Origin of the sequence: Streptococcus agalactiae (genome assembly GCF_949788565.1) — a bacterium.
GTDB classification, from domain to species: Bacteria; Bacillota; Bacilli; order Lactobacillales; family Streptococcaceae; genus Streptococcus; species Streptococcus agalactiae.
This window is the reverse complement of record NZ_OX460931.1, coordinates 1,931,037-1,956,741: the sequence shown is the minus strand read 5'-3', so window position 1 is coordinate 1,956,741 and position 25,705 is coordinate 1,931,037. Positions and strand designations below refer to the sequence as shown.

Below are 25,705 nucleotides of genomic sequence, written 5' to 3'. Positions count from 1 at the left end.
GGATATAGTAGAATTAATGTTACAAATACTTGAGAATGATAACTTATCTCGTCGAATCTTATATAACTAAGGAGATTTTATTATGGATCTAAATGATAGATTAAAAATAGAAGAAATGGAAGAGAAATATGATAGCTTCAAACCTAGAATCAATGCATTAGTAGAAGCTATAGATGATTTTCAAAAGCACTATGAAGATTACGTGAAATTAAGAGAATTTTATGGTAGCGAAGACTGGTTTAGACTATCAGAACAAACAGAAAATAATCTCAAATGCGGTGTACTGAGTGAGGATCAGCTCTTTGATTTTATAGGAGAACATAACGAGCTTGTAGGCCAATTTTTAGACATGTCTTCTCAAATGTATCGTCATTTATAATGTCAGTCCTTATTAGTGTTGTTATCCTATAATGAAGACAAAATAAACCTAACTAAAAATGACCAGCCTATAAGGAAGGCTGGTTTTAAGTTTGAGGTAATAAACTGAGTAGCACTTGTGTAATTTGTTGAGGGCTTTCTTTTTTTCCTCGTGTTATCCACATTTGATAGACTCCAAAAATAGCATGACTGAGATAGACACTATAATACAAACGATTGATATCAGACTTTGTTGCATCTGGATTGACCTCAGGTAATTCTTTAGAAAGCATTAATTGTAATTTATTAAGGATGTAGGTCTGAATTTCTTTTGTTCCATTTTGGGTTAAGAGAGCAGCAAATAATGATTCTCTATCTAAGAATTGAAAAATTTCGAGCAAGGCATCTTCTTTTTTAAATTGATTGCGATCAAAAATATATTCGACTTTATTGAAGAGTGACTGTTGGTATTGATCAATCATTTCATATTTATCTTTATAATGAGTATAAAAACTAGAACGACTGATTCCAGCTGTTTTAGTTAGATTAATCGTTGAAATTTCATCGAAGCTCTGATCTTTTAATAACGTAATCATAGCTACTTCAATAGCTCTTTTTGTTTTTTCTCTCCTCGTATCGTTTACCATATTAATTACCCCTTAATATTTTTGTACATTTTTAAACACAGTGTCCAAAAACGAGATTTTTATCTTGAAATTATCTATCATCACTGTATAATATATTTTATCAAAAAAATGAACAATATGTCCAAAATAGGAGAAAAAATGTTAGACGAATTAAAAGCAATCATAAAAAGCCCAAAATTATGGATTACGATGGCTGGGGTTGCACTGATTCCAACGCTATATAATGTTATCTTTCTAAGCTCAATGTGGGATCCTTATGGGAATACTAAAAATTTACCTGTGGCAGTCGTTAACCAAGATAAATCGGCTAAATTAAATGGAAAAACTATTTCAATTGGCAAAGATATGGAGGACAATTTGTCTAAAAATGATAGCTTAGATTTCCATTTTACAACAGCTAAAAGAGCAGAAAAAGAATTAGAAAAGGGTCACTATTATATGGTTATTACCTTTCCTAAAGATCTTTCTAGAAAAGCGACAACTCTCATGACAGAAAAACCAGAAAGGTTAAATATTACTTATAAAACTACTAAGGGGCGTAGTTTTGTAGCTTCAAAAATGAGTGAGACAGCAGCTAATAAACTAAAAGATGAGGTAGCAGAATCTATTACAGGGACTTATACTGAATCAGTTTTTAAAAATATGGGTTCTATGAAAACAGGTATCAATAAAGCTGCTGATGGGAGTCAAGAATTATTAAATGGTTCTAATAAGCTACAGGATGGCAGTCAAACCTTGACAAGTAATTTAGATGTTTTAGCAAGTTCTAGTCAAACTTTTTCTGGAGGAGCTAATAAACTAAATAGTGGAATAAACCTTTATACAGATGGTGTGGGGACCCTATCTAACGGGTTAGAAACATTATCAGATGGTGTTACTGCTTACACAACAGGTGTGCATAAGTTGAGTGAAGGTAGTCAAAAATTAGATGATAAGTCTCAAGCATTGGTGGAAGGATCAGAAAAGTTGATGGATGGTTTACAACAATTGTCACAAGCAACTCAACTAAAACCAGAGCAAGAACGTACTTTGCAGAACCTTTCAGATGGATTAAAGAATCTAAATCAGATTATTACAAATTTACAATCGACAGCAACTACTGATAGCGATACTAATAGTAAGTTATTTAATTTTTTATCAACTATTGAATCAAGTACAAAGGCTTTGATGAATACGGCTGCTGCTGATAAACAAAAGCAAATGACTGCGGTACAATCAACGTCAGCTTTTAAAAGTTTAACCCCTGAACAACAATCTCAAATTACCTCAGCGGTTACTGGAACACCTACTTCAGCTGAGACAATTGCAGCAAATATTTCTTCAAATATAGAAAATATGAAAACTGTGCTTAGTGAAGCATCTAGTTCAACCCCTTCTAATAATAACTCACAAAATCTTCAAACTTTGTCAGGAACAGCTAACAATTTAGTATTAAAAGCTATCTCAGATTTAGATAAAATTCAAAAATTGCCAACGGCTACTAAGCAGTTATATCAAGGTAGTCAAACCTTGACAAAAGGAATCACGGATTATACGAATGCTGTAGGGCAATTACGCAAAGGTGCAGAAACTTTAGATAGTAAATCCAATCAATTGATTTCAGGAACACAAAAAGCAAGTCAGGGAGCTCAAACTTTAGATAGTAAATCGGATCAATTGAGAGATGGAGCGGGGCAATTAGCTAGTGGTTCTGATAGAATTGCAGATGGTTCTAATAAGCTTGCTGGGGGAGGACATCAGTTGACAGATGGGTTGACAGAGTTGTCAGGTGGTGTTTCTCAATTATCAAGTTCTTTGGGGAAAGCTGGGGACCAGTTGTCCATGGTTTCTGTAAATAAAGATAATGCCAATGCAGTATCTAGCCCAGTCACTATCAAGCATGAAGATTATGATAGCGTTGATACGAATGGTGTTGGAATGGCACCATACATGATTTCAGTTGCGTTGATGGTGGTAGCTTTATCAGCCAATGTTATTTTTGCGAAAGCTTTATCTGGCAAAGAGCCAGCTAATCGTTTTAGTTGGGCTAAAAATAAATTATTAATCAATGGATTCATTGCAACTCTAGCAGCAACTATCTTATTTTTTGCAGTTCAATTCATAGGTCTTAAACCAGATTACCCTGGAAAAACCTACTTTATTATCCTATTGACAGCATGGACTTTGATGGCATTAGTAACTGCTTTAGTGGGATGGGATAATAGGTACGGTTCCTTCTTGTCGTTATTAATATTATTATTCCAGCTTGGTTCAAGCGCAGGAACTTACCCAATAGAATTGAGTCCTAAATTCTTTCAAACAATTCAACCATTTTTACCGATGACTTACTCTGTTTCAGGATTAAGAGAGACCATCTCGTTGACGGGAGACGTTAACCATCAATGGAGAATGCTAGTAATCTTTTTAGTATCATCGATGATACTTGCTCTTCTTATTTATCGTAAACAAGAAGATTAATAGAAAGTATCTAGTGATAGACTAACAGTATGATATGGTATGTCAAAGTATTTAGGAGGAGAAGATATGTCTACTTTAACAATAATTATTGCAACATTAACTGCTTTGGAACATTTTTATATTATGTATTTGGAGACGTTAGCCACCCAGTCAAATATGACTGGGAAGATTTTTAGTATGTCTAAAGAAGAGTTGTCATATTTACCCGTTATTAAACTTTTTAAGAATCAAGGTATATACAACGGCTTGATTGGTCTATTCCTCCTTTATGGGTTATATATTTCACAGAATCAAGAAATTGTAGCTATTTTTTTAATCAATGTGTTGCTAGTTGCCGTTTATGGTGCTTTGACAGTTGATAAAAAAATCTTATTAAAACAGGGTGGTTTACCTATATTAGCTCTTTTCACATTCTTATTTTAATACTACTTAGCCGTTCGATTTAGTTGAACGGCTTTTAGTAATCATTTTTTTCTCATAATACAGGTAGTTTAAGTAATTTGTCTTTAAAAATAGTATAATATAACTACGAATTCAAAGAGAGGTGACTTTGGTTATGACTGAGAACTGGTTACATACTAAAGATGGTTCAGATATTTATTATCGTGTCGTTGGTCAAGGTCAACCGATTGTTTTTTTACATGGCAATAGCTTAAGTAGTCGCTATTTTGATAAGCAAATAGCATATTTTTCTAAGTATTACCAGGTTATTGTTATGGATAGTAGAGGGCATGGCAAAAGTCATGCAAAGCTAAATACCATTAGTTTCAGGCAAATAGCAGTGGACTTAAAGGATATCTTAGTTCATTTAGAGATTGATAAAGTTATATTGGTAGGCCATAGCGATGGTGCTAATTTAGCTTTAGTTTTTCAAACGATGTTTCCAGATATGGTTAGAGGGCTTTTGCTTAATTCAGGGAACCTGACTATTCATGGTCAGCGATGGTGGGATATTCTTTTAGTAAGGATTGCCTATAAATTCCTTCACTATTTAGGGAAACTCTTTCCGTATATGAGGCAAAAAGCTCAAGTTATTTCGCTTATGTTGGAGGATTTGAAGATTAGTCCAGCTGATTTACAGCATGTGTCAACTCCTGTAATGGTTTTGGTTGGAAATAAGGACATAATTAAGTTAAATCATTCTAAGAAACTTGCTTCTTATTTTCCAAGGGGGGAGTTTTATTCTTTAGTTGGCTTTGGGCATCACATTATTAAGCAAGATTCCCATGTTTTTAATATTATTGCAAAAAAGTTTATCAACGATACGTTGAAAGGAGAAATTGTTGAAAAAGCTAATTGAAAAAGTCAAATCACTGACTTCTGTGATTAAAATTGTATTTTTTATATCTGTTTTAGTACTTATTATTGTTGAAATGATTCATTTGAAACGAACTATTTCTGTTGAGCAACTAAAGAGTGTTTTTGGGCAATTATCTCCAATGAATCTTTTCTTAATTATCCTTGTGGGGGTTATCGCTGTCTTACCGACAACCGGATATGACTTTGTACTGAATGGACTTTTACGTACAGATAAAAGCAAAAGGTATATTTTACAGACTAGTTGGTGTATCAACACTTTTAATAACTTGTCAGGATTCGGTGGCTTAATCGATATTGGGTTGCGCATGGCTTTTTATGGTAAAAAAGGTCAAGAGAAGAGTGACCTAAGAGAAGTGACTCGTTTTTTACCCTATCTTATTTCTGGTCTGTCATTTATTAGTGTGATTGCCTTAATCATGAGCCATATTTTTCATGCCAAAGCTAGTGTTGATTACTATTATTTGGTATTAATTGGTGCTAGTATGTATTTTCCTGTTATTTATTGGATTTCTGGTCATAAAGGAAGCCATTATTTCGGAGATATGCCATCTAGTACTCGTATAAAATTAGGTGTTGTTTCTTTTTTTGAATGGGGATGTGCAGCCGCAGCATTTATAATTATCGGTTATTTAATGGGCATTCATCTACCAGTTTATAAAATTTTACCACTATTTTGTATTGGTTGTGCCGTGGGGATTGTATCTCTTATTCCCGGTGGATTAGGAAGTTTTGAATTAGTTCTATTTACAGGGTTTGCTGCCGAGGGACTACCTAAAGAAACTGTGGTTGCATGGTTATTACTTTATCGTTTAGCCTACTATATTATTCCATTCTTTGCAGGTATCTATTTCTTTATCCATTATTTAGGTAGTCAAATAAATCAACGGTATGAAAATGTCCCGAAAGAGTTAGTATCAACTGTTCTACAAACCATGGTGAGCCATTTGATGCGTATTTTAGGTGCATTCTTAATATTTTCAACAGCATTTTTTGAAAATATTACTTATATTATGTGGTTGCAGAAGCTAGGCTTGGACCCATTACAAGAGCAAATGTTATGGCAGTTTCCAGGTTTATTGCTGGGGGTTTGTTTTATTCTCTTAGCTAGAACTATTGATCAAAAAGTGAAAAATGCTTTTCCAATTGCTATTATCTGGATTACTTTGACATTGTTTTATCTTAATTTAGGTCATATTAGTTGGCGACTATCTTTCTGGTTTATTTTACTATTGTTAGGCTTATTAGTCATTAAGCCAACTCTCTATAAAAAACAATTTATTTATAGCTGGGAAGAGCGTATTAAGGATGGAGTCATTATCGTTAGTTTAATGGGAGTTCTATTTTATATTGCAGGACTACTATTCCCTATCAGGGCTCATATTACAGGTGGTAGTATTGAACGCCTGCATTATATCATAGCATGGGAGCCGATAGCATTGGCTACGTTGATTCTTACTCTCGTTTATTTATGTTTGGTTAAGATTTTACAAGGAAAATCTTGTCAGATTGGTGATGTGTTCAATGTGGATCGTTATAAAAAACTACTTCAAGCTTATGGTGGCTCTTCGGATAGCGGTTTAGCCTTTTTAAATGATAAAAGGCTCTACTGGTACCAAAAAAATGGAGAAGATTGCGTTGCTTTCCAATTTGTAATTGCCAATAATAAATGTCTTATTATGGGTGAACCAGCCGGTGATGACACTTATATTCGTGAGGCTATTGAATCGTTTATTGATGATGCTGATAAGCTAGACTACGACCTTGTTTTTTACAGTATTGGACAGAAGTTGACACTACTTTTACATGAGTATGGTTTTGACTTTATGAAAGTTGGTGAAGATGCTTTAGTTAATTTAGAAACGTTTACTCTTAAAGGGAATAAGTACAAACCTTTCAGAAATGCCCTAAATAGAGTTGAAAAGGATGGTTTCTATTTCGAAGTTGTACAATCGCCACATAGTCAAGAGCTACTAAATAGTTTGGAAGAGATTTCTAATACTTGGTTAGAAGGACGTCCTGAAAAAGGTTTCTCATTAGGATATTTTAATAAAGATTATTTCCAACAAGCCCCAATAGCTTTGGTAAAAAATGCTGAACACGAAGTTGTTGCTTTTGCTAATATTATGCCAAACTATGAAAAGAGTATTATCTCTATTGATTTAATGCGTCACGATAAACAGAAAATTCCGAATGGCGTTATGGATTTCCTCTTTTTATCATTATTCTCTTATTATCAAGAGAAGGGATACCACTATTTTGATTTGGGGATGGCACCTTTATCAGGAGTTGGTCGCGTTGAAACAAGTTTTGCTAAAGAGAGAATGGCGTATCTTGTCTATCATTTCGGTAGTCATTTCTACTCATTTAATGGTTTACACAAGTATAAGAAGAAGTTTACACCATTGTGGTCGGAACGTTATATTTCTTGTTCTCGTTCGTCCTGGTTAATTTGTGCTATTTGTGCCCTATTAATGGAAGATAGTAAAATTAAGGTTGTTAAATAAGCTTTATTTGGCAATTAAAAAGAGCATGTCATGCGACATGCTCTTTTTAAATCATTTAATACCATTGACTGCTTGAATCTACTTTATAATATGATGTGCTTTTAAATATTGTTTAGCTACTGTAGCTGCTGATTGATGCTTTACAGCTACTTGGTAGTTCATTTCTTGCATTTCTTTTTCAGTGATATGACCAGCAAGTTTATTGAGAGCTTTTTTTACTTGAGGGTATTTTTTAATCGTATCTTGCCTTAGTAGCGGTGCTCCTTGATATGGCGGAAATAGATGCTTATCGTCTTTGAGAATTTGAAGTTGATACTGGATTAATTCACTATCGGTAGAGTAAGCGTCAATAATATTGACATCTTTACTATTGATAGCTTGGTATCGTAAAGCAGGTTCTAAGGTTGAGATATCAAGGTTTAAACCATAATGTTTCTGTAAACCAATACTCCCATCCTCTCTATCCTTAAATTCTAAAGTGAAACCAGCTTTTAGTTTATCTAATTTTTTTAGGTCACTGATATTTTTGAGTTGATTAGCTTCAGCGTAATCTTTTTTAACAGCTACAGCGTAGGTGTTTTGATAAGCCATAGGTGACAAAAGTGACAACTTATCTTGTTTTAAAATACCGTTTTTGGCTAAGTTGTAAACCTGTTTAGGGTTATTACTTACTTTAGGAGGATTTTTAAGTAAACTTGATGTAATAGTACCTGTAAACTCTGGGTAAAGATCAATGTCACCAGATTTTAGGGCTTGATATAAGAAAGTTGTTTTTCCGAAATTAGGTTTAAGCTTAACTTTGATATCTGTCTGATCCTCAATAAGTTCTTTGTACATATTAATTAAAATATCTGGTTCAGTTCCTAACTTCCCTGCAACAGTTATCGTTGCAGTATTTGTTCCAGGCATCCATTTTGGAGCATAGGATAGTCCTAAGCCTGCTAGTAAAAGTATACCAGAAACGGCTATGGTTCGTAATCTAGCCTTTTCTAGTAATCCAATTAAACCACTAAATATAATAGCTAAGACAGCAGAAGAGATTGCCCCTATGAGAATTAGAGAAGGATTGTTGCGATCAATCCCTAACAAAATAAATGATCCAAGGCCACCAGCTCCGATAAGACTAGCTAATGTAGCTGTACCAATAATCATAACAGAGGCAGTTCTAATGCCTGAGATGATAACAGGCATACTTAAAGCTAACTCAAACTTTTTAAGCCTTTCCCAACGTGTCATTCCAAAAGCAGTTGCTGCCTCAATGAGATTAGCATCAATTTGCATCAGTGCTGTTACAGTATTTTGTAAAATTGGAAATAGAGCGTAAATAATTAGTGCAACGACAGCTGGTACAGTTCCAATTCCCATAAAAGGTATAAATAAACCAAGCAAGGCTAAAGAAGGAATTGTTTGAAATATCCCAGTTATCTGAAGGACAACATGACTGATTTTTTTATAATGACTAATGATGATACCGAGTGGAATAGCAATTAAGGTTGCTAAAATAAGTGTTAGTAGTGATAGCTGGAGGTGTTCAATAAGACTTTGAGTCCAATCTCCAAAACGCTCTTGAAAGGTAGTGATTAGTGTTGTCATACTCAGTTCTCCTCTTCAAATAGGGTTCTAACAAATTGGTCAGAGGGATTATTTTGAATTATTTCTGGTCTATCCAATTGCACTATCTTACCTTCCTTAATAACACAAATTCTATCTGCAAGACGCATAGCTTCTTTCATGTCATGGGTGACAAACACTAATGTAATACCCAATTCAGACTGTAATTGTTTGGTGATATCTTGCAATTGACGTCTTGAGATAGGGTCTAAAGCAGAAAATGGCTCATCCATAAGTAGTACCTTAGGTTTAGCAACGATTGCTCGTAAGATACCTATGCGTTGTTGTTCACCACCAGAGAGCTCATGAGGATAGCGATTAAAGTAGTCCTTAGCAGGTAAACCCACCTTATCAAGAAGGTCGCTAGCGGCTTTTTTTTGGTCACCTTTTGACCAGCCCTTCATTTCAGGGATAAGTTCTATATTTTCTCCAACTGTTAAATTAGGGAAAAGTGCAATTTGTTGCAAGACATAACCAGTTTCTAAGCGTAATTGTCGCAAATCAAGTGATGTAATGTTTTCCCCATCTAAAGTAATAGCGCCTTGGCTTGGTTCGATGAGACGATTAATCATCTTGAGGATGGTAGTTTTACCACTGCCACTGGCCCCCACAAGGACAAAGAATTCTCCTCTTTGAATATGGCAACTAATATTATCAATGATGGTATGATCACCATATGATTTACTAACATTTTCAAATGAAATCATGTAATTTACTTTCTAGTGCGTAACGAGTGTAGGTCGTATGATATTAGGGTTATATTAGCATAAAGTAGACATTCAAACAACTATCTGACATTTAAATTGTCAGAAACGATAAACTAGAAGCAAAAACAAACACCTTGCGGTAGACAAGGTGTTTGTTGGAGATTTATGAAAAGAAAAGTTTTAGGATGGTTATAGTATATAAGGCCATGCTTAAACAAGTCTTAAAACGTTTTACTCTGTAAAATAAGTTCATCGAAAAAACGTTTAAGTGAAATTTTACCACCATACATGCTTTTTCCTTGAATAAGTTGTGCCTCATTATGGATATTCTGAAATCCAAACAATGCATTAGCATATTGCAGTGTTAATTCATTTTCAAAATCATCAATGTACAGATGAGCCATATTTATCATAGCTTTTTTAACGGCACGACGAATACGTTGTAAAATGATTTTTTGTTGGTGTTCATCGATAGAAAGTTCTTTTTGAAAATCAAATTGGGCAAAATTTAATTCTTGTTTTAATAAAAGTTCACAGATGTTAAGAATATCTGTGTAGGCTGTCTCTGAAGTAATACCTAAATAACTGAGTATTGAACGGATTTTAGTGAGGTTACTAGTTGTTATAGGCTTTTGATATGATGGCGTATTTTCTAGGAGATTTTGGATTGTATTTAATTTTTTTTGCATTTCGATAGTATCAGTGACACGTTTCACGACGCTTTTTACTTCAATAATATTAATGGGTTTATTAATAAAAAATTCGATTCCTGCTTTATATGCTTCTTGTCGTAAATCATTATCTTTGACTTGGGAAATCATAATAAATTTTAAATCGGAACGCTGTTTATAGATTTTTTGGACTAATGTTACACCGTCTAATATTGGCATTAATAAATCAATCAATACGATATCAACATCTGCAATCAGCAATTCGTTGTATGCCTTACTGGAGACATTATTCACTCTGACTACTGTATTATTGAAATCTTCTTCAATAATATCTTGTAAAATCATAGTGATAGTGGGGTCATCATCAATAATATAGAATTTCACGTATTATCTCCTAACTTAAATCGATTTTTACGGAATAACAGTGTAAATGTTGTTCCATTTGGCTGATTAGGACAAACAGTTATCGTTCCTTGATATTGCTCTTCCATTAAAATACGCACGTGGGATAGCCCGATTCCTCGATAGATATCACCATTAGCATCAAATTTAGTCGAAAATCCAGGTTTGAAAATCATGTGTTTCATTTTATCAGGTATTCCTGGTCCGTTATCACTAATCTCAATTTTAATAAAATCTTCTAATTCTTCTGTGTGAACACTGATTGTACCCTTTTTTTGTTTATCAATAGCTTCTACTGCATTTAAAACGATATTGGAAATAATGGTTAGTAAATAGTAATAGTTTGATATTATCAAATTACATTTATTATTTTCGAGAATAATGATATCTTGATGCCGAAATTGAATAATACTCCTAGTATAAGATAAAACAATTTGAAAGATATCTTTCAATGCCATAGTTGATTCATTTTTTACACTAAAATAGGTTCCTAAGCCTTTAATAATATTTTGGTAATCTTTCTTAACTTCGTGAACGTCCCGCGAAATATCTAGAGAGAGGTGTTGGTATTCTTTAGGTAGGTGATATTTGGATAACTCTTTATCTAATAAATAAGCATTTTTCATGATGTTTTCAATTTCAATGATATTTTTTTGCATAAAATAAACCTCGCTTTTGACGGCTGAAGTTGACCACATAAAATAATAGTATCGACGTTCGTGATCGTCTTTTTGTAAGAGAAGTGATAGATAACTATAAGTATAAGCCACAGCGCAACTAATAAAAGCTCGCAAAAGTGCTATGGCAAATAAAGTAGCGAATATAGTTATAGTATAATTGTTAAACTTTATGAGAAAACTAATTTCTACAAGGTTGGCAAAATAATCACAAATAATGATAGAAAAGAAAAAAGTACCTTTATTACGGTAGGAACGATGCCAATAAATAGTATAAAAGGTGATGCTATAACAAATATAAAACGCCATATCAGTTAAAACGAATTCAATTATTTGATGAATCTCAGCCTCGCCAGCGATACTTAATATGATTCCTCTGAAGATAGGAGAAGCAAAAGTAATTCCTAGACAGAGAAGAATTGGATTAATGTCGTCATTAAAATATAAAAAGACAGGCAAAATGAACAAAGATAAGGTCATAATAAACCCATCAGCAAGTATTGAGATATTTATTTGAGCAGCTAAGGCGATAACTATTGCAGAGATAATAATACGCTGCCTTCTTTCTAGATGTTTTTCTGATAATATATCTAGCATACAAATGTCCTTAAAGTTTTTTTGAAGATTTTTGATGAATTTTGATTTTTTTTGAAAGCGCTATCTACAATAAGAGTATAAAAAAAAAGGAGGCAATAAGCAATGAAAAATTTACGTAACCGTAGTTTTCTTACTTTATTGGATTTTAGTACAGCAGAAGTTGAATTTCTTTTAAAACTTTCAGAAGATTTAAAACGTGCTAAATACGCAGGAATTGAACAACAAAAACTTGTTGGTAAAAATATCGCTTTGATTTTTGAAAAAGATTCTACACGGACACGTTGCGCTTTTGAAGTTGCTGCTCACGATCAAGGAGCTAATGTTACTTATTTAGGTCCAACAGGCAGTCAGATGGGTAAAAAAGAGACCTCAAAAGACACTGCGCGTGTGCTAGGTGGTATGTATGATGGTATTGAGTATCGTGGATTTTCTCAAGAAACAGTTGAGACTTTAGCCGAATTTTCAGGAGTTCCTGTGTGGAATGGTTTAACCGATGCTGATCATCCCACGCAAGTACTAGCCGATTTTCTGACTGCTAAGGAATGCTTACATAAGCCCTATAAAGATATTCGCTTTACGTATGTGGGTGATGGACGTAACAATGTCGCTAATGCCTTGATGATCGGTGCTTCTATTGTAGGCATGACTTATCATTTGGTTTGTCCTAAAGAATTAGAGCCAGATCCTGAACTACTCTCTAAATGTCAAGAAATTGCGAAAACTACTGGTGCTTCTATTGAAATCACTGATGATATTGCAGAAGGTGTCAGAGATTCAGACGTCCTATATACAGATGTTTGGGTTTCAATGGGAGAACCGGATGAAGTTTGGAAAGAAAGAATAGCTCTTTTAGAACCCTATCGTATTACCCAAGAAATGCTTAATATGACAGAAAATCCAAACGTTATTTTCGAGCATTGCTTGCCCTCATTTCATAATATAGATACTAAAGTTGGATACGACATTTATGAAAAATATGGTTTGAAGGAAATGGAAGTATCAGATGAAGTTTTTGAAGGCCCTCACTCAGTTGTTTTCCAAGAAGCTGAAAATCGTATGCATACTATTAAAGCAGTTATGGTAGCAACTTTAGGTGATTAGGAGGAATTTTCATGGCAAAAATTGTTGTTGCACTAGGAGGAAATGCCTTAGGAAATTCTCCAGAAGAACAATTAAGATTAGTAAAACATACTGCAAAATCATTGGTAGCCTTGATAAAAAAGGGACACGAAATTGTTGTAAGTCATGGTAATGGACCACAAGTTGGTGCCATTAATTTAGGAATGAATTTTGCGGCTGAGAGTGGTCAAGGAACTAATTTTCCTTTTCCAGAATGTGGAGCAATGAGCCAAGGATACATAGGCTATCATCTCCAACAGAGCCTTTTAAATGAATTACGTCAAGAAGGAATAAATAAGGAAGTTGCTACAATTATTACCCAAATTGAGGTGGATGAATCAGATCAAGCATTTAGCGCACCTACCAAGCCTATAGGTACCTTTTATGATAAGGAGACATCAGAAAAGATTGCTATAGAGAAAGGGTATACTTTTGTAGAAGACGCTGGACGAGGGTATCGTCGTGTTGTTGCTTCACCTGAACCTAAAAAAATCATCGAAATTAATAGCATTAAAACACTTATTGAAAATGATACCCTAGTTATCGCAGGTGGAGGTGGAGGCATCCCTGTCATTAATAAGGGAGGTTATGAAGGTATTGCAGCTGTTATTGATAAAGACAAATCTAGTGCACTGTTAGCAGGAGAACTAGCTGCGGATCAATTGATTATTCTCACTGCAGTTGATTATGTTTATACTCAATTTGGTAAAGAAAATCAAAAAGCTTTAACAGAGGTTAATGAGAATCAAATGATTGATTACGTTAACCAAGGTGAGTTTGCAAAAGGAAGCATGTTACCTAAAGTAATAGCCTGTATGAGTTTCTTAGATCACAATCCGAAAGGAACAGCCTTAATCACCTCATTAAATGGTTTAGAAGATGCATTAGATGGGAAATTAGGAACACGTATAACTAAGTAATCTCAGATAAGTGCAAAGAAATGATTATTTAACCTTCATCTTTGCACTTTTTCTGATGAAGTCAATCTATTTTTATTATAGAGGAGGCGTGTCATGCCAGAAAAAATGACAAACAGTGAAAACAAAAAGAGTAAAGGTTTTCGAATGCCAGGTGCCTTTACAATATTATTCATTTTAACAATCTTTTCGGTTTTGGCTACATGGTGGATACCTGCTGGGTCCTATTCAAAATTACAATTTGATACAGCATCATCCAAACTAGTAGTAACAGATCCAAATGGTAAGACAGTTCATGTTCCAGCAACGCAAACACAGTTGGATAAGATGAATGTCAAAATTAAAATTAAAGAATTTACTTCTGGTGCTATTAGTAAGCCAGTTTCAGTTCCAAATACTTACAAACGTTTGAAGCAAAATCCGGCAGGCATTGGCTCCGTGACGACTAGTATGGTAAATGGAACCATTGAAGCTGTTGATATTATGGTATTTATCATGGTACTTGGAGGCATGATAGGAGTAGTTAGAAAGAGTGGCGCTTTTGAGTCTGGTCTTCTAGCTTTAACAAAGAAAACCAAAGGTAGAGAGTTTTTATTGATATTTTTAGTTTCCTTATTGATGGTTTTAGGCGGTACTCTATGTGGTATTGAAGAAGAAGCAGTTGCTTTTTATCCTATTTTAGTTCCAATCTTTTTAGCCATGGGTTATGATTCTATCATTTGTGTAGGTGCTATTTTCTTAGCAAGTTCTGTTGGGACATCATTTTCAACAATTAATCCGTTTTCTTCTGTTATTGCTTCAAATGCAGCTGGTATTAGTTTCACAGAAGGCTTATCATGGCGTACAGTAGGGTGTATTGCAGGTGCTATTTTTGTTGTGGTGTATCTATATTGGTATGCTAAAAAAATAAAAGCGAATCCAGAGTTTTCATATTCCTATGAAGATAGAGTAGAATTTAATGCTAAATGGGGCATGACAACTAACCATACCCCCTCACTCTTTACTGTCAGACAAAAAATTATTTTAAGTTTATTTGTTATTTCATTTCCTTTGATGGTTTGGGGAGTAATGTCACAGGGATGGTGGTTTCCAACCATGGCTTCTTCCTTTTTAGCTATTACAATTATTATTATGTTTTTAACAGCAACTGGGGCAAATGGTATTGGAGAAAGGGATGTTGTTGATGAGTTTGTTAATGGTGCATCAAGCCTTGTTGGGGTTTCATTAATCATTGGTTTAGCGCGTGGTATCAATATTATTTTGAACCAAGGTTATATATCAGATACGATGCTTTACACAGCTTCAAAATTAGCTTCACATGTTAGTGGCCCTGTCTTTATCATTGTTATGATGTTTATCTACTTTGTGTTAGGATTTGTTGTTCCATCCTCGTCGGGTTTAGCAGTACTTTCAATGCCAATTCTAGCACCTCTTGCAGATACTGTTGGGATTCCTCGTTCAGTAGTAGTAATGGCTTATCAATTTGGGCAGTATGCAATGTTGTTTTTAGCACCTACTGGACTAGTTATGGCAACCTTGCAGATGTTAGATATGAAGTACTCCCATTGGCTAAAATTTGTGTGGCCGGTTGTTTTATTCCTCCTAATATTTGGTGGCGGTTTGTTAGTTCTACAAGTTTTAATACTTTAAAGATTTCAGCTATTAGTCTCAAAAATATCTGAAGAGATATAATAAATTGAGTTTAAGTTAAATAAAAAAACGATAGGTGTAATCTATCGTTTTTTTATTTCCTTTCTCTAGTCTTTCTTCAATTTTGGAAAGGTGAGCGTAAACTGACTGCCATCATCAGGTTTAGAATCAACCCATATTTTAGCACGGTGTATTGTAGCGATTTGTTTTACTAAAGATAGCCCTAAACCAATTCCAGACTGACTATCCTTGGTTCGAGCAGAGTCCACTTGATAGAAACGGTTCCAAATTTCACTTTGGTCATCAACTGAGATACCTAGACCATTATCTTTAATAGAGAAGACAATTTGATTATCGGACTGTCTTAGACTAATAGAAATATGATTGTTTGTAAATTTAATAGCATTTGAAAATAGATTATCAAAAAGCCGTTTGAGTAGTGTTTGTTGACCTATAATCCAAAGGTCATCTTCGATTTGAGAGTCAAGGTGTATAGGGGTATTATCTAATAATCTACTTGAATCGGATACTAGTTGCTTCATCATAATTGAGAAATTAAGAGGTTCTAACTGAATTGATAATGGATTTTCTGCCTTAGTCAATTCTAGAAGTTGCTCAACTAATTTTTTCATTGATAGTGACTGACGGTGTATAACCTCAAAGGATTCTTTTGCTTCAATTAAATTTTCTGCGTAGTTTTTTCCGTATTCACTTTCAGAAAGTATGACTGTTACAGGAGTCCGTAGTTCATGAGAAACATCATTGTTAAATTGTTTTTCCCGAACAAATGATGATTCAATAGAAGCCAACATAGTATTGATAACAGCTGCTAGCTCAGTTAATTCATTTTCGTTATTTTTTGTGATAATTCGCTTAGTATAGTCCTCATTTTGGGTAATAAATTGAGCGGTTTCAGTAATTTCTTGAATCGGTCTAAAAGCACGCTTTAAAATTAAATAGCCACCAACAGTTATTATAATCAACATAAGAGGAAGAACGATACCCAAACTAAATAACAATTCAGTTAATTGCTTATCCAGTCTGTCAACAGTACGGATAGCACGTAACCACTGATTTTTCCTAGAAATTGGAATATCAACATACTGAAAGGTACGATTCTCCATGGAAAATAGAGATAATTTCTTTTTATGTTTATGTTGATGGTCTAAATCCTTTTTAAATCCTTTTGGAAAACCAGAATAGATAACTTTTCCATTTTGGTCATAGACTGAATAAAATATTCCATCTTCAAAAGCCTCATACCGATGACCTTTAGCTAACGCTTGACTCATTTGCACAGCTTTAGCTTCTAAATTTTTTTCAGATTTGTTTTCAGCAATGCTTTTTGAAATAAAAAATGAACCAATTAATACACCGATAACAAGGATAAAAATAAAAGAGCTGTACCAGAGGGTAATTTGAGTGATGATGCTAGACTTTTTAGGGTAATTTATTTTACTTTGGAATAACATATCCTAAACCTCGTTTAGTTTTTATTAGTGATCCGTCTCGGTTGTTATCTAGTTTTCGACGAAGGTTTTTGATAAGGACATCAATAATATTGGACTCTCCATCATAATCATAATCCCAAACGTGTTCACGAATTTGATGACGAGAGAGGACTTGGTCTCTGTGACGTGCCAAATACTCAAGGACTTCGTATTCCTTAGCTGTTAAATCAATCAAATTGTCGTTTCTCCAAACTTGCTTTGTAGATAAATTGATTGTTATATCTTGAATTTGAATATCATCAGAAGATACTTGTCTATTTGTACGTCGTAACATAGCTCGAATTCGGGCCATGAGTTCTCCAAATTCAAATGGTTTTACAAGGTAATCATCCGCACCAAAATCTAGACCTGCGATACGATCTTCAACGGCATCTCGAGCAGTCAACATGAGAATAGATACTTGACTTCCTTTGTTGCGAAGCAGTTTTAAAAAGGTGAAGCCGTCCATTTTTGGCATCATTACATCTAAGATAATCACATCATATTCTGCCACTGAAACAAATTGTAAGGCTTCTTCACCATTTGAAGCACTGTCAACACTGTAGTGTTGCTTTTTTAAAAGTTTTACAATACTACGGTTCAAGTCAAGCTCATCTTCAACAACAAGGATTTTCATTTTTTGGCCTCCGTATGGCTTTTTTCCATTATATCACAAAAGGGAATGGAGTACTGAGGTCCTATTCCCTTTAATACACTAGTATTAGTCGTGATTTTTATGAGTTGTATTAAGCTTATTTGCCTTTATAAATGATGCTTTATCACTATCAAATTGGGCAATCTTAGGAGTATTTCCATCAAGTAGTTTTACTTTATAAACTAGCTTATTTGATTTGTTATTCGCAAGAGAAATTTCTTTTATTTTTGCATTTTTATATTTTGCTTGAATAGCTTGTAATGCAGTCTGAATATCTTTACTTGGTTGTTTTAATTGGGCATCTTTTGAATTGAGTTGGTTATCTGATGTTGTTGAAAGGATCTTCCCAGAATTAGCATCAATTTTATATTTTTTAGCTATTTTATTATCAATAACTTTGATTTCATAAAAAGGTGTATCACCTTTGGTCTTTAATTCAATTTGTGAAATAAAGCCTGAGCGAGCTTCTTTTTTGGCAGTTTCTAAGGCAGTCTTATAATCGATTTTTGTCGAGATATTCTTTAATGTTTTTAGTGAGTGTTTTTCTCTATGATCGTGATGTTTATCGTGTCCTTCATGCTTATGTTCAAAAGACATGTGTTCTGAGTGATGGTTATGCGCTAATGCAGCTCCGCTTACTCCTATAGCTCCCCAAATACCAAGTAGCGTAATGGAAGCTAACCCTACGTATAATTTATTGCTCATGAATTTTTTAAAGTTGTTTTTATAGTTTGTCATACTGACTTCCTTCTTTCTTTTTTCAAACCTTGGATTAGGTTTGTTACTTCTGAGTATATAGTCGTAAAATGAATCTAAAATGAATTTTTAAAATTAAGAACAATATTTTCAGTTATAAAAAAGTGAGTTTTAAAAGAATGACTAACTACCTGAAGGTAAGAGGTAAATTTATACTTTTTTGTCAGATTTTATTTTTAAAAATAAAAAGCCCAGAAATATTGATTTCATAGGCTTTTTTATATTCAATTATTTAACTTCAGTGAGGGTCTAATAATGTCTATTTTAGCTATTGAAAGCCTTGATATAGCAAGACTTTTATGAATTGTCTTCAAAAGTGTAGAGAAAAATGTAGAGATAACTTAAGCTGTTAATTTAGCAACTTTATCAAGATAAATATTAACTGCTTCAAATTTTCGTTTTGGAGCGATTTCTGCATAGGTATCCATAGTAGTGGATATAGACTGATGCCCCATTCTAGTTTGTAATTCTTTCCAGTTTGCTCCTGCATTCAACATCAAAGAAGCATGAGTGTGACGGAATAAATGAAAACCATAATCAGGTAGTCCAAGTGAGGATAGACGTTTCTTAAGTGTGGCACGCTCATTTCTATCACACATATAATTACCATAAATTGTTGGGAATATCAGGTCGGACTTAGGCAATCCATGCTTTTCAAAATAAGTATTCATCTCGTTATGAAATTCGACGAGTGAAGCAATTGTATCTGAAGGTACAGGGATTCTCCTATTTCCAGCATCGGTTTTGGGAGTTGATTTACAAACCATTTCCCCGTTATTCCTAACTTCTTATTCGCTCTTTTCCATATCAGAGTCTTATTTACAATAATTTCACTTGTTTCTAAATCCAAATCATGAATTTCTAATGCTAGTAATTCATTGATACGGCAAGCTGAAGCGAGTAGAATGTTACAAATGACTTTAAATCTACGATTAGCTCGAGTATTGGTTAAATTTGATAAAAAATTTAACCAACATGCTAAATCGTCATCATGAAGTACCATAATTCGTTTTTTATTGGCTTTTGCCTTTGGAGGTATTTTAACAGTGGATACTGGATTTTTTGACAATCCATAGTTCGTTATTCCGAAGTCGAAAATATCTCTCAACTTATGAATCACAGCTCCGAAATCTTTTGCACTTCCTTTTTCTGCTCGCTTCACCCCAGATTCAACAGATTTCTTAGATTTCTCGGCTAATTCATTAACCCACGACTGAATCTCAGCTGACTCTATTTTATTTGGGCTATAATCGCCAAAACGTGGAATGATGTAGGTGTCAAGATAACCTCTAACACGGTTGAGTGTATTTTCGGATGATACCCAATTTTGATAGTTTTTAAACCACTCTTCAGCAATCTCTTCTAAAGTATTGATTCTTATAACTTCTTTTCGGGCGCTTCCTTGCTCCTCAAAATCCAGTTTAGCTTGAATATACTTTCTATCCAATTGGCGAAGAGTTTTAGCGGTAATAGAGGTAGTGACCTGTTTACCAGTTTTTTTCATCAAGTCCTAGATAAACACCTCTTAAAACGTAGTTGATATCACCATTGTTTTTGGTCTTCTTAATTACTTTTTATTTTTATAGATAATTATTTCAGTTTTCATAATGCCTCTTCATGCAGACAATGAAAAGGCTAAAATAGACTATCCTCTTTTCCTAATTAGATGAATCTATTTTAGCACATTCTTACCTAGTTTTCCAAAAAATCAAGTACATCTGATAGTTTATAATATACAGTTCTAGTACCTTCAATTGGGGGGGCAAGTCGTGGCAAGCCTTTTTTCTCCAACTTTTCAAAGTATTAGGAGAAATATCTAAGAGAACTAATAGCTCCTTTTGTGTCACAATTCCAAATGTAATACGTTGTTTTACCTGTTGCTGAATCAAGCTAACTAGCAGAGTCAGCAGAGTTTCAATATGATTTATTCTTTCAGAGTTCATTTGTATTATCCTTTTTCTTTTAAATATGAGATAATAACAATAGAGATAGGTTTGTTATTTATCTCACTGATTTAGGTCATCACTCCTGCTTTGGTCGGTAGTAGTGATGGCTTTTTTTAGATGTTTAATCGGATTCATTGTGGATAAAAATGCATCTGTCTCAAAGTTATAGTTAAGGATATTTGGATTGGCTTTGTCAAACTGATAGGCAAATTTCTCAATTTGTTCTATTGTATGGCGATTAAAATCTTCTATTGAAAAAGAAATAGATTTGTATTGCACCTTGCCTTGATTTTTAACTTTGAAATGATAGACTACTTTTCTTATCCGCAACATCATTTGGTCCATTGTATCAGTTGCTCTTAGCGAATCACTAACCATTAACTTATACAGTTCCTTGGGTGGGAATATCGAACTGATATGTACTTTTCCCACAAAGCATAGATGTTAGTAAATCGGGCGTGAAATTGCTGAACGTAGGAGTCTGTCACACGAAGAAATTCTTGGTAAGATAATTCTCCCTTGAATTCTTCCATGAAAAGGATTTTTTCTCCCAGATATGTATCAAGCCCACCATTTTGATAGTCACTCCAGACATAGACGTTGTCCACTTCATATTCATCCATCAAGCGGATTTGCTGATAAGACTTTTCACTCCGAGATGCTCCGACGTGATACACCACTTCCATACTTTCCTTAAATCTTGGAGTCGTCCGCAATCGCATTTGATAGTAATGTTCCTTTATGATAAATCTGAGGAACTTGAAGTTATAGTGAGACAATTTTCAAAAAATCTTCATGGTGATTTATATTTAGAAGACCAGTTAATTGATGCTATTAGGAATTTAGAAGTTTATTCTAGAAATTTTAAGAATTTTAAAATTCCACAGTGTCTATCTGATGATGAAGAAAAAGATAGAAAATCGTTGGTTGATTTTATAAATACACATATTTTAGAAGAAATCAGAAGAAAATTTAGAAACAAATTGAAATTTAAGAAGAAAGAGCCTAGTCTTTCCGAACGCCTCAAAAATTTATTTGATTTAATAGGTGAGCTTAATCAGACTAAAATTTTTTCGGACTGTGATAGAGAATTATTAATAACAAAATTAGCTCAAACACGAAATTACTGTACTCATGGTGATTCGAAAGATAAATACCCAAAAATGATAACTGATGTCCATGAGATGTATGAGGCTAAATTGCTTCTTCAAGAAGTTCTGAGATATTATATCTATCAAGAATTAGATATGAAATATAGATACAAAAATTTCTAAAAATAAAATTTTTTCCTAGCGTTATGTAGTTCTGAAAGTAAATTCTTTCCATGCTCGTCGGCTCATTGAAGATTTAAAGGTAACAGTTGGCTTTGGGGAGCGCTCAATGGTATTCCTCGTGAAGATGGATTTGATATTACCGTGGCTTCTGAAATCATGGCGATTTTGTGTTTGGCGACAGACATCAATGACTTGAAAGAACGTTTGGCAAATATTATTATTGCTTATCGTTTTGACCGCAGTCCTGTCTACGTGCGTGATTTGGCGGTGGAAGGTGCTTTGACCCTTATTTTGAAAGATGCTATCAAACCAAACCTTGTCCAAACCATCTATGGCACGCCTGCCTTTGTCCATGGTGGTCCATTTGCTAATATTGCCCACGGATGTAACTCAGTTCTCGCAACAATTACAGCTTTGCGATTGGGCGGCTACACGGTCAAAGAAGCAGGTTTCGGAGTTGACCTCGGATCAGAGAAGTTCATCGCCATTAAGGTACCGAACTTGCTTAAGGCTCATGATGTTTCCGTGGATTTGTGCCAAAATTGGGTGCAGGCTTTATCGTTGCCTTAACAGGTGATGTCATGACCATGCCTGGTTTGCCAAAAGATCCCGCAGCTCTCAACATGGATGTGGCAGCAGACGAGACAGCTATCGGCTTGTTCTAACAAGAATGAATATAAAAAATCCACTCAAAGGCGGATTTTTTGTCTATTCAGATAGTTTCTCAATCGTTCGATAGGCAAGTAAGCCAAGTAGAATACTCAAGATAGGGAACACTGTCTGGAAGATACCAGTGTTGAATGGTGAATTAAAGAGAAAATGGATTCCAAAGCTTGCACCAATCCAAAATACTCCCTGTGCTTTTGACATACCTGTATTTTTCGTGAGAAGGGCTACTAAGCCAATGGCAAAGAGAAGCGTGAAAACCCAATGAACCCAACCAGCTTGACCAACGCGTTCAAGAATGGTTTCAAAGCCGTCTAACTTATTCATGAACATGTCTCTAAATACAAAGGTGATGTCTTCCATGATTTGGAAGCCTAATCCAACAATCATTCCGCTTACCAATGCATTTTTTAGTGTCATTTTTCTACAAATAAGTAGTACAAGTAGAACAGTTAGCCCTTTACCGATTTCTTCTGCCAATGGACCTGAAATAGCTGCGCCCCAGTCTTTTAGGAAATTATCACTAGCTTTAACAATTTCGAGTAGGAAATATCCAATAGCTGTATGTCCCAGTTCAGAAAAAGAGATGCTACCTGTTAAGCCTAAAAGCCAGCTAAGACCTATAACTTGTTTAGAAATGTTATAGCGTTTAGCTAAGTAATATGTCAGTACTAGTAGGGGAATGAGGTAGATAGCGACCAAGGAAATGGTTAGGAGAAAGAGAGGATATTTAGCTTCCATGCCATTTGGCTTACCTAATTCTCCAAAGATAATTTTGCAACCGTTGACAAATCCAATCGTTGCTAAGACGACTAGAAGATAGGTTTTACACATTTGAAATTTTTCTTTCATAGTTTGACCTTTCTGTATTAATAAACTAGTGTATAGATACATTGTATCAAAAAAAAGTACATTTCGTCTATTATTCACCTATTTTTTATCTAAACCTTCTCAGTTATTGTAATGTTTTTTCTGCAACTTGGACTCCATAATAGAGCCGTAACGGAATTGTGTCTAAAATTTTCTTTTTTGCTAGACTAAGGTTGAAAAAAAGAAAAGGAGCATGTTATAGAACAATATGATTTACTGGTCATTGGTTTTGGAAAGGCTGGTAAGAGCTTTGTAGGTAAGCGGCTTTAAAGATTATGAACTAACCCAAGAGGAAGAAGACGCTTTAGAGTTATTTGATAAACAATACTGGCAAGAGTTTCGCAGGGGTGATTTATTTGATAGAGTTAAAATCAAGAAAAAACCCTCTAATCAATTGATTAGGGGGCTTTTTGCATATCCGAATTTCTAAATTTATTTCACAAAAAATGTAGTCATTCGGCTGATTTTTATTGCAATCTACTGAAATTTAAAATTTCAAAAATCGCATGAAATCAATGTTTTTCGTCTCAACTGACGTGTGTTGAATGTCTACTTAACCTCAGTGAAAACAACGTGTTTACGAAGTTTTGGTGAGTATTTTTTCAATTGAAGACGGTCTGGAGTGTTACGTTTGTTTTTTGAAGTAAGGTACAAGCGTTCACCAGATTCTTTATGTTCAAGTGTAATATTTACGCGCATGGTATCTCCCTTCTATTATTTAGCTTCGTTAGCTTTAGCGATTTTACGTCCTTTGTAGTATCCTTTGAGTGATACACGGTGTGAACGTGAGTAATCTCCAGTAGTTTCGTCGAATTGTACAGATGGAGCTGTCAATTTGTAGTGTGTACGACGTTTGTTTTTCTTCGCTTTTGAAGTGTGACGTGCAGGTACTGCCATTTTCTTATTCTTCCTTTCGATGTGTAAGTTTTGATTTTCATCAACTTCACTATGATAACATATCTTTTTTGTAAAGTAAAGTTACTTGACAAAACTTTTTATTTTTACAATTTCATGGTGAAAATACTATCAAACTAAAGCAAATGATATATGCTTGTTTAAAATATAAGAAAAAATGGTAGAATGTTTAAAGAGAAAACTAATCGAAGAGGTAAACTTATGAAACTTCAAAAACCAAAAGGGACTCAGGATATCTTACCTGGAGAATCAGCAAAGTGGCAATACGTTGAAAATGTTATACGCAATCTCTTTAAACAATATCATTATGATGAAATTCGTACACCAATGTTTGAACATTACGAGGTTATTAGTCGCTCAGTTGGGGATACAACGGATATCGTTACAAAAGAGATGTATGATTTTCATGATAAAGGAGATCGTCACATTACGCTTCGTCCAGAAGGAACAGCACCTGTTGTACGTTCTTATGTTGAAAATAAACTATTTGCACCAGAAGTTCAAAAACCAACCAAAATGTATTATATTGGATCAATGTTCCGATATGAGCGCCCACAGGCTGGTCGTTTACGAGAATTTCATCAAGTAGGCGTTGAGTGCTTTGGATCAAATAATCCAGCAACTGATGTCGAAACAATCGCAATGGGACATCATCTATTTGAAGATTTAGGTATCAAAAATGTTAAACTTCATCTTAATAGTTTAGGGAGTCCAGAAAGTCGTCAAGCCTATCGCCAAGCTCTTATTGATTACTTAACACCCATACGTGAACAATTGTCTAAGGATAGTCAACGTCGTTTGAATGAAAATCCATTGCGCGTACTAGACTCTAAGGAGCCAGAAGACAAACTAGCAGTTGAAAATGCTCCTTCTATTTTAGATTATTTAGATGAGTCAAGCCAAGCCCACTTTGATGCTGTGTGTCATATGCTTGATGCTCTAAATATTCCATACATCATTGATACTAATATGGTTCGTGGTCTTGATTATTATAACCATACTATTTTTGAGTTTATCACTGAGATTGAAGATAATGAATTAACGATCTGTGCTGGAGGCCGTTATGACGGCTTAGTATCCTATTTTGGTGGACCAGAAACACCAGCATTTGGTTTTGGATTAGGATTAGAACGCTTGCTCTTAATATTAGATAAGCAAGGGATTTCTTTACCAATAGAAAATACTATAGATCTGTATATAGCTGTATTAGGAACAGAGGCTAATCTAGCTGCCTTAGATTTGGCACAATCAATACGTCATCAAGGTTTTAAAGTAGAGCGTGATTATTTGGGTCGTAAAATCAAAGCACAATTTAAGTCTGCAGATACTTTTAATGCTAAAGTGATTATGACATTAGGTAGCAGTGAAGTAGATTCGAAAGAGGTCAGTTTAAAAAATAATCAAACACGTCAAGAAGTTAAAGTTAGTTTTGAAAACATTAAAACAGATTTTTCATCTGTGCTTAAACAATTAGGATTGTAAAACAGTTCCTAAAAA

Annotated in this window: 23 protein-coding genes and 4 pseudogenes; 12 read left to right on the top strand and 15 right to left on the bottom strand. The window is 34.3% G+C overall.

Annotated features, from left to right (window positions below; translation table 11 throughout):
* The first annotated feature begins 82 nt into the window (after window positions 1-82).
* Window positions 83-379 (top strand): DUF4298 domain-containing protein, encoded by a 297-nt coding sequence (locus QOR44_RS09890; RefSeq protein WP_000365227.1) that lies wholly within the window; start codon window positions 83-85, stop codon window positions 377-379.
* 85 nt (window positions 380-464) lie between these two features.
* On the opposite strand, the gene QOR44_RS09885 is transcribed toward QOR44_RS09890, so the two are convergent.
* Window positions 465-1,004 (bottom strand): TetR/AcrR family transcriptional regulator, encoded by a 540-nt coding sequence (locus tag QOR44_RS09885; protein ID WP_000245863.1) that lies wholly within the window; start codon window positions 1,002-1,004, stop codon window positions 465-467.
* A gap of 138 nt (window positions 1,005-1,142) precedes the next feature.
* Between QOR44_RS09885 and QOR44_RS09880 the strand changes: the two genes are divergently transcribed.
* The 4 genes from QOR44_RS09880 (at window position 1,143) to mprF (ending at window position 7,285) form a co-directional block, all read left to right on the top strand.
* Complete coding sequence (locus tag QOR44_RS09880) at window positions 1,143-3,461, top strand: YhgE/Pip domain-containing protein (RefSeq protein ID WP_000883422.1); 2,319 nt, start codon at window positions 1,143-1,145, stop codon at window positions 3,459-3,461.
* Between the two features lie 66 nt (window positions 3,462-3,527).
* Window positions 3,528-3,884, top strand: coding sequence for a DUF1304 domain-containing protein (locus QOR44_RS09875; RefSeq protein WP_000105933.1), 357 nt, complete (start codon window positions 3,528-3,530; stop codon window positions 3,882-3,884).
* A 133-nt stretch (window positions 3,885-4,017) separates the two neighbouring features.
* On the top strand, window positions 4,018-4,761 hold the full coding sequence (locus tag QOR44_RS09870; RefSeq protein WP_000138567.1) for an alpha/beta fold hydrolase: 744 nt from the start codon (window positions 4,018-4,020) through the stop codon (window positions 4,759-4,761).
* Window positions 4,745-7,285: a bifunctional lysylphosphatidylglycerol flippase/synthetase MprF gene (mprF, locus tag QOR44_RS09865; RefSeq protein WP_000733244.1), complete on the top strand. Its 2,541-nt coding sequence runs from the start codon at window positions 4,745-4,747 to the stop codon at window positions 7,283-7,285. The genes QOR44_RS09870 and mprF overlap by 17 nt, the downstream gene beginning before the upstream one ends.
* Before the next feature lie 78 nt (window positions 7,286-7,363).
* Here the strand turns inward: mprF and QOR44_RS09860 are convergent, their stop codons facing one another.
* The 4 genes from QOR44_RS09860 to QOR44_RS09845 form a co-directional block, all read right to left on the bottom strand.
* Window positions 7,364-8,878: an ABC transporter permease/substrate-binding protein gene (locus QOR44_RS09860; protein ID WP_000209280.1), complete on the bottom strand. Its 1,515-nt coding sequence runs from the start codon at window positions 8,876-8,878 to the stop codon at window positions 7,364-7,366.
* A gap of 2 nt (window positions 8,879-8,880) precedes the next feature.
* Complete coding sequence (locus tag QOR44_RS09855; protein ID WP_000622721.1) at window positions 8,881-9,603, bottom strand: ABC transporter ATP-binding protein; 723 nt, start codon at window positions 9,601-9,603, stop codon at window positions 8,881-8,883.
* Window positions 9,604-9,824: 221 nt separating this feature from the next.
* Entirely contained in the window at window positions 9,825-10,658 is an 834-nt protein-coding gene (locus QOR44_RS09850) for a DNA-binding domain-containing protein (protein WP_000675242.1), read from the bottom strand.
* Window positions 10,655-11,950, bottom strand: a complete 1,296-nt coding sequence (locus QOR44_RS09845; RefSeq protein WP_000884298.1) for an ATP-binding protein — start codon at window positions 11,948-11,950, stop codon at window positions 10,655-10,657. Before QOR44_RS09845 ends, QOR44_RS09850 begins: the two co-directional genes overlap by 4 nt.
* A 102-nt stretch (window positions 11,951-12,052) precedes the next feature.
* On the opposite strand from QOR44_RS09845, the gene argF reads away from it, so the two are divergent.
* The 3 genes from argF to QOR44_RS09830 all read left to right on the top strand — a co-directional run bounded on the left by argF (window position 12,053) and on the right by QOR44_RS09830 (window position 15,636).
* Window positions 12,053-13,051 carry an ornithine carbamoyltransferase gene (gene argF / locus QOR44_RS09840; RefSeq protein WP_000793626.1) on the top strand — a complete coding sequence of 333 codons (999 nt, stop codon included), beginning with the start codon at window positions 12,053-12,055 and terminating at the stop codon, window positions 13,049-13,051.
* An 11-nt stretch (window positions 13,052-13,062) separates the two neighbouring features.
* Window positions 13,063-13,989 carry a carbamate kinase gene (arcC, locus tag QOR44_RS09835; protein ID WP_001074357.1) on the top strand — a complete coding sequence of 309 codons (927 nt, stop codon included), beginning with the start codon at window positions 13,063-13,065 and terminating at the stop codon, window positions 13,987-13,989.
* Between the two features lie 93 nt (window positions 13,990-14,082).
* Window positions 14,083-15,636 carry a YfcC family protein gene (locus QOR44_RS09830; protein WP_016503348.1) on the top strand — a complete coding sequence of 518 codons (1,554 nt, stop codon included), beginning with the start codon at window positions 14,083-14,085 and terminating at the stop codon, window positions 15,634-15,636.
* Between the two features lie 107 nt (window positions 15,637-15,743).
* On the opposite strand, the gene QOR44_RS09825 is transcribed toward QOR44_RS09830, so the two are convergent.
* The 7 genes and pseudogenes from QOR44_RS09825 to QOR44_RS09795 all read right to left on the bottom strand — a co-directional run bounded on the left by QOR44_RS09825 (window position 15,744) and on the right by QOR44_RS09795 (window position 21,205).
* On the bottom strand, window positions 15,744-17,108 hold the full coding sequence (locus QOR44_RS09825; protein ID WP_000898849.1) for a sensor histidine kinase: 1,365 nt from the start codon (window positions 17,106-17,108) through the stop codon (window positions 15,744-15,746).
* Complete coding sequence (locus QOR44_RS09820) at window positions 17,092-17,763, bottom strand: response regulator transcription factor (RefSeq protein ID WP_000699622.1); 672 nt, start codon at window positions 17,761-17,763, stop codon at window positions 17,092-17,094. The genes QOR44_RS09825 and QOR44_RS09820 overlap by 17 nt, the downstream gene beginning before the upstream one ends.
* An 84-nt stretch (window positions 17,764-17,847) precedes the next feature.
* Window positions 17,848-18,519 (bottom strand): PepSY domain-containing protein, encoded by a 672-nt coding sequence (locus QOR44_RS09815; protein WP_000186295.1) that lies wholly within the window; start codon window positions 18,517-18,519, stop codon window positions 17,848-17,850.
* A 359-nt stretch (window positions 18,520-18,878) separates the two neighbouring features.
* A pseudogene (locus tag QOR44_RS09810) lies at window positions 18,879-20,143 on the bottom strand (tyrosine-type recombinase/integrase).
* 86 nt (window positions 20,144-20,229) lie between these two features.
* Window positions 20,230-20,480, bottom strand: a pseudogene (locus QOR44_RS09805) (helix-turn-helix transcriptional regulator).
* A gap of 63 nt (window positions 20,481-20,543) precedes the next feature.
* Window positions 20,544-20,861 (bottom strand): hypothetical protein, encoded by a 318-nt coding sequence (locus tag QOR44_RS09800; protein WP_141444617.1) that lies wholly within the window; start codon window positions 20,859-20,861, stop codon window positions 20,544-20,546.
* Window positions 20,861-21,205, bottom strand: coding sequence for a hypothetical protein (locus tag QOR44_RS09795; RefSeq protein WP_141444618.1), 345 nt, complete (start codon window positions 21,203-21,205; stop codon window positions 20,861-20,863). Before QOR44_RS09795 ends, QOR44_RS09800 begins: the two co-directional genes overlap by 1 nt.
* Before the next feature lie 18 nt (window positions 21,206-21,223).
* Here QOR44_RS09795 and QOR44_RS09790 point away from each other — a divergent pair.
* From QOR44_RS09790 to QOR44_RS10330, 3 genes and pseudogenes are all read left to right on the top strand, one after another.
* Window positions 21,224-21,757: pseudogene (locus QOR44_RS09790) on the top strand (HEPN domain-containing protein); the annotation flags it as partial.
* Window positions 21,758-21,847: 90 nt separating this feature from the next.
* Window positions 21,848-22,285, top strand: a pseudogene (locus tag QOR44_RS09785) (formate--tetrahydrofolate ligase); the annotation flags it as partial.
* A gap of 5 nt (window positions 22,286-22,290) precedes the next feature.
* Entirely contained in the window at window positions 22,291-22,422 is a 132-nt protein-coding gene (locus QOR44_RS10330; RefSeq protein WP_051072819.1) for a formate--tetrahydrofolate ligase, read from the top strand.
* A 43-nt stretch (window positions 22,423-22,465) separates the two neighbouring features.
* Here the strand turns inward: QOR44_RS10330 and QOR44_RS09780 are convergent, their stop codons facing one another.
* From QOR44_RS09780 to rpmF, 3 genes are all read right to left on the bottom strand, one after another.
* The gene (locus QOR44_RS09780; protein ID WP_141444619.1) at window positions 22,466-23,275 is read right to left on the bottom strand and encodes a PrsW family glutamic-type intramembrane protease; all 810 of its coding nucleotides are present in this window, start codon (window positions 23,273-23,275) and stop codon (window positions 22,466-22,468) included.
* Window positions 23,276-23,842: 567 nt separating this feature from the next.
* Window positions 23,843-23,992: a 50S ribosomal protein L33 gene (gene rpmG, locus QOR44_RS09775; protein WP_001265622.1), complete on the bottom strand. Its 150-nt coding sequence runs from the start codon at window positions 23,990-23,992 to the stop codon at window positions 23,843-23,845.
* A gap of 15 nt (window positions 23,993-24,007) precedes the next feature.
* Entirely contained in the window at window positions 24,008-24,190 is a 183-nt protein-coding gene (gene rpmF / locus QOR44_RS09770; protein WP_000290414.1) for a 50S ribosomal protein L32, read from the bottom strand.
* Window positions 24,191-24,409: 219 nt separating this feature from the next.
* On the opposite strand from rpmF, the gene hisS reads away from it, so the two are divergent.
* The gene (gene hisS / locus QOR44_RS09765) at window positions 24,410-25,690 is read left to right on the top strand and encodes a histidine--tRNA ligase (RefSeq protein WP_000775905.1); all 1,281 of its coding nucleotides are present in this window, start codon (window positions 24,410-24,412) and stop codon (window positions 25,688-25,690) included.
* Window positions 25,691-25,705 lie beyond the last annotated feature (15 nt).

Excerpts from the sequence above, each read along its gene's own strand:
- QOR44_RS09890 (WP_000365227.1), top strand. The coding sequence starts at position 83 with ATGGATCTAAATGATAGATTAAAAATAGAAGAAATGGAAGAGAAATAT.
- argF (WP_000793626.1), top strand. The coding sequence starts at position 12,053 with ATGAAAAATTTACGTAACCGTAGTTTTCTTACTTTATTGGATTTTAGT.
- QOR44_RS09780 (WP_141444619.1), bottom strand. The coding sequence starts at position 23,275 with ATGAAAGAAAAATTTCAAATGTGTAAAACCTATCTTCTAGTCGTCTTA.
- QOR44_RS09800 (WP_141444617.1), bottom strand. The coding sequence starts at position 20,861 with ATGGTTAGTGATTCGCTAAGAGCAACTGATACAATGGACCAAATGATG.
- QOR44_RS09860 (WP_000209280.1), bottom strand. The coding sequence starts at position 8,878 with ATGACAACACTAATCACTACCTTTCAAGAGCGTTTTGGAGATTGGACT.
- rpmG (WP_001265622.1), bottom strand. The coding sequence starts at position 23,992 with ATGCGCGTAAATATTACACTTGAACATAAAGAATCTGGTGAACGCTTG.
- QOR44_RS09855 (WP_000622721.1), bottom strand. The coding sequence starts at position 9,603 with ATGATTTCATTTGAAAATGTTAGTAAATCATATGGTGATCATACCATC.
- QOR44_RS09870 (WP_000138567.1), top strand. The coding sequence starts at position 4,018 with ATGACTGAGAACTGGTTACATACTAAAGATGGTTCAGATATTTATTAT.
- QOR44_RS09795 (WP_141444618.1), bottom strand. The coding sequence starts at position 21,205 with ATGCGATTGCGGACGACTCCAAGATTTAAGGAAAGTATGGAAGTGGTG.
- QOR44_RS09830 (WP_016503348.1), top strand. The coding sequence starts at position 14,083 with ATGCCAGAAAAAATGACAAACAGTGAAAACAAAAAGAGTAAAGGTTTT.
- rpmF (WP_000290414.1), bottom strand. The coding sequence starts at position 24,190 with ATGGCAGTACCTGCACGTCACACTTCAAAAGCGAAGAAAAACAAACGT.
- arcC (WP_001074357.1), top strand. The coding sequence starts at position 13,063 with ATGGCAAAAATTGTTGTTGCACTAGGAGGAAATGCCTTAGGAAATTCT.
- QOR44_RS09820 (WP_000699622.1), bottom strand. The coding sequence starts at position 17,763 with ATGAAAATCCTTGTTGTTGAAGATGAGCTTGACTTGAACCGTAGTATT.
- QOR44_RS09885 (WP_000245863.1), bottom strand. The coding sequence starts at position 1,004 with ATGGTAAACGATACGAGGAGAGAAAAAACAAAAAGAGCTATTGAAGTA.
- QOR44_RS09875 (WP_000105933.1), top strand. The coding sequence starts at position 3,528 with ATGTCTACTTTAACAATAATTATTGCAACATTAACTGCTTTGGAACAT.
- QOR44_RS09880 (WP_000883422.1), top strand. The coding sequence starts at position 1,143 with ATGTTAGACGAATTAAAAGCAATCATAAAAAGCCCAAAATTATGGATT.
- hisS (WP_000775905.1), top strand. The coding sequence starts at position 24,410 with ATGAAACTTCAAAAACCAAAAGGGACTCAGGATATCTTACCTGGAGAA.
- QOR44_RS09825 (WP_000898849.1), bottom strand. The coding sequence starts at position 17,108 with ATGTTATTCCAAAGTAAAATAAATTACCCTAAAAAGTCTAGCATCATC.
- QOR44_RS09815 (WP_000186295.1), bottom strand. The coding sequence starts at position 18,519 with ATGACAAACTATAAAAACAACTTTAAAAAATTCATGAGCAATAAATTA.
- QOR44_RS09845 (WP_000884298.1), bottom strand. The coding sequence starts at position 11,950 with ATGCTAGATATATTATCAGAAAAACATCTAGAAAGAAGGCAGCGTATT.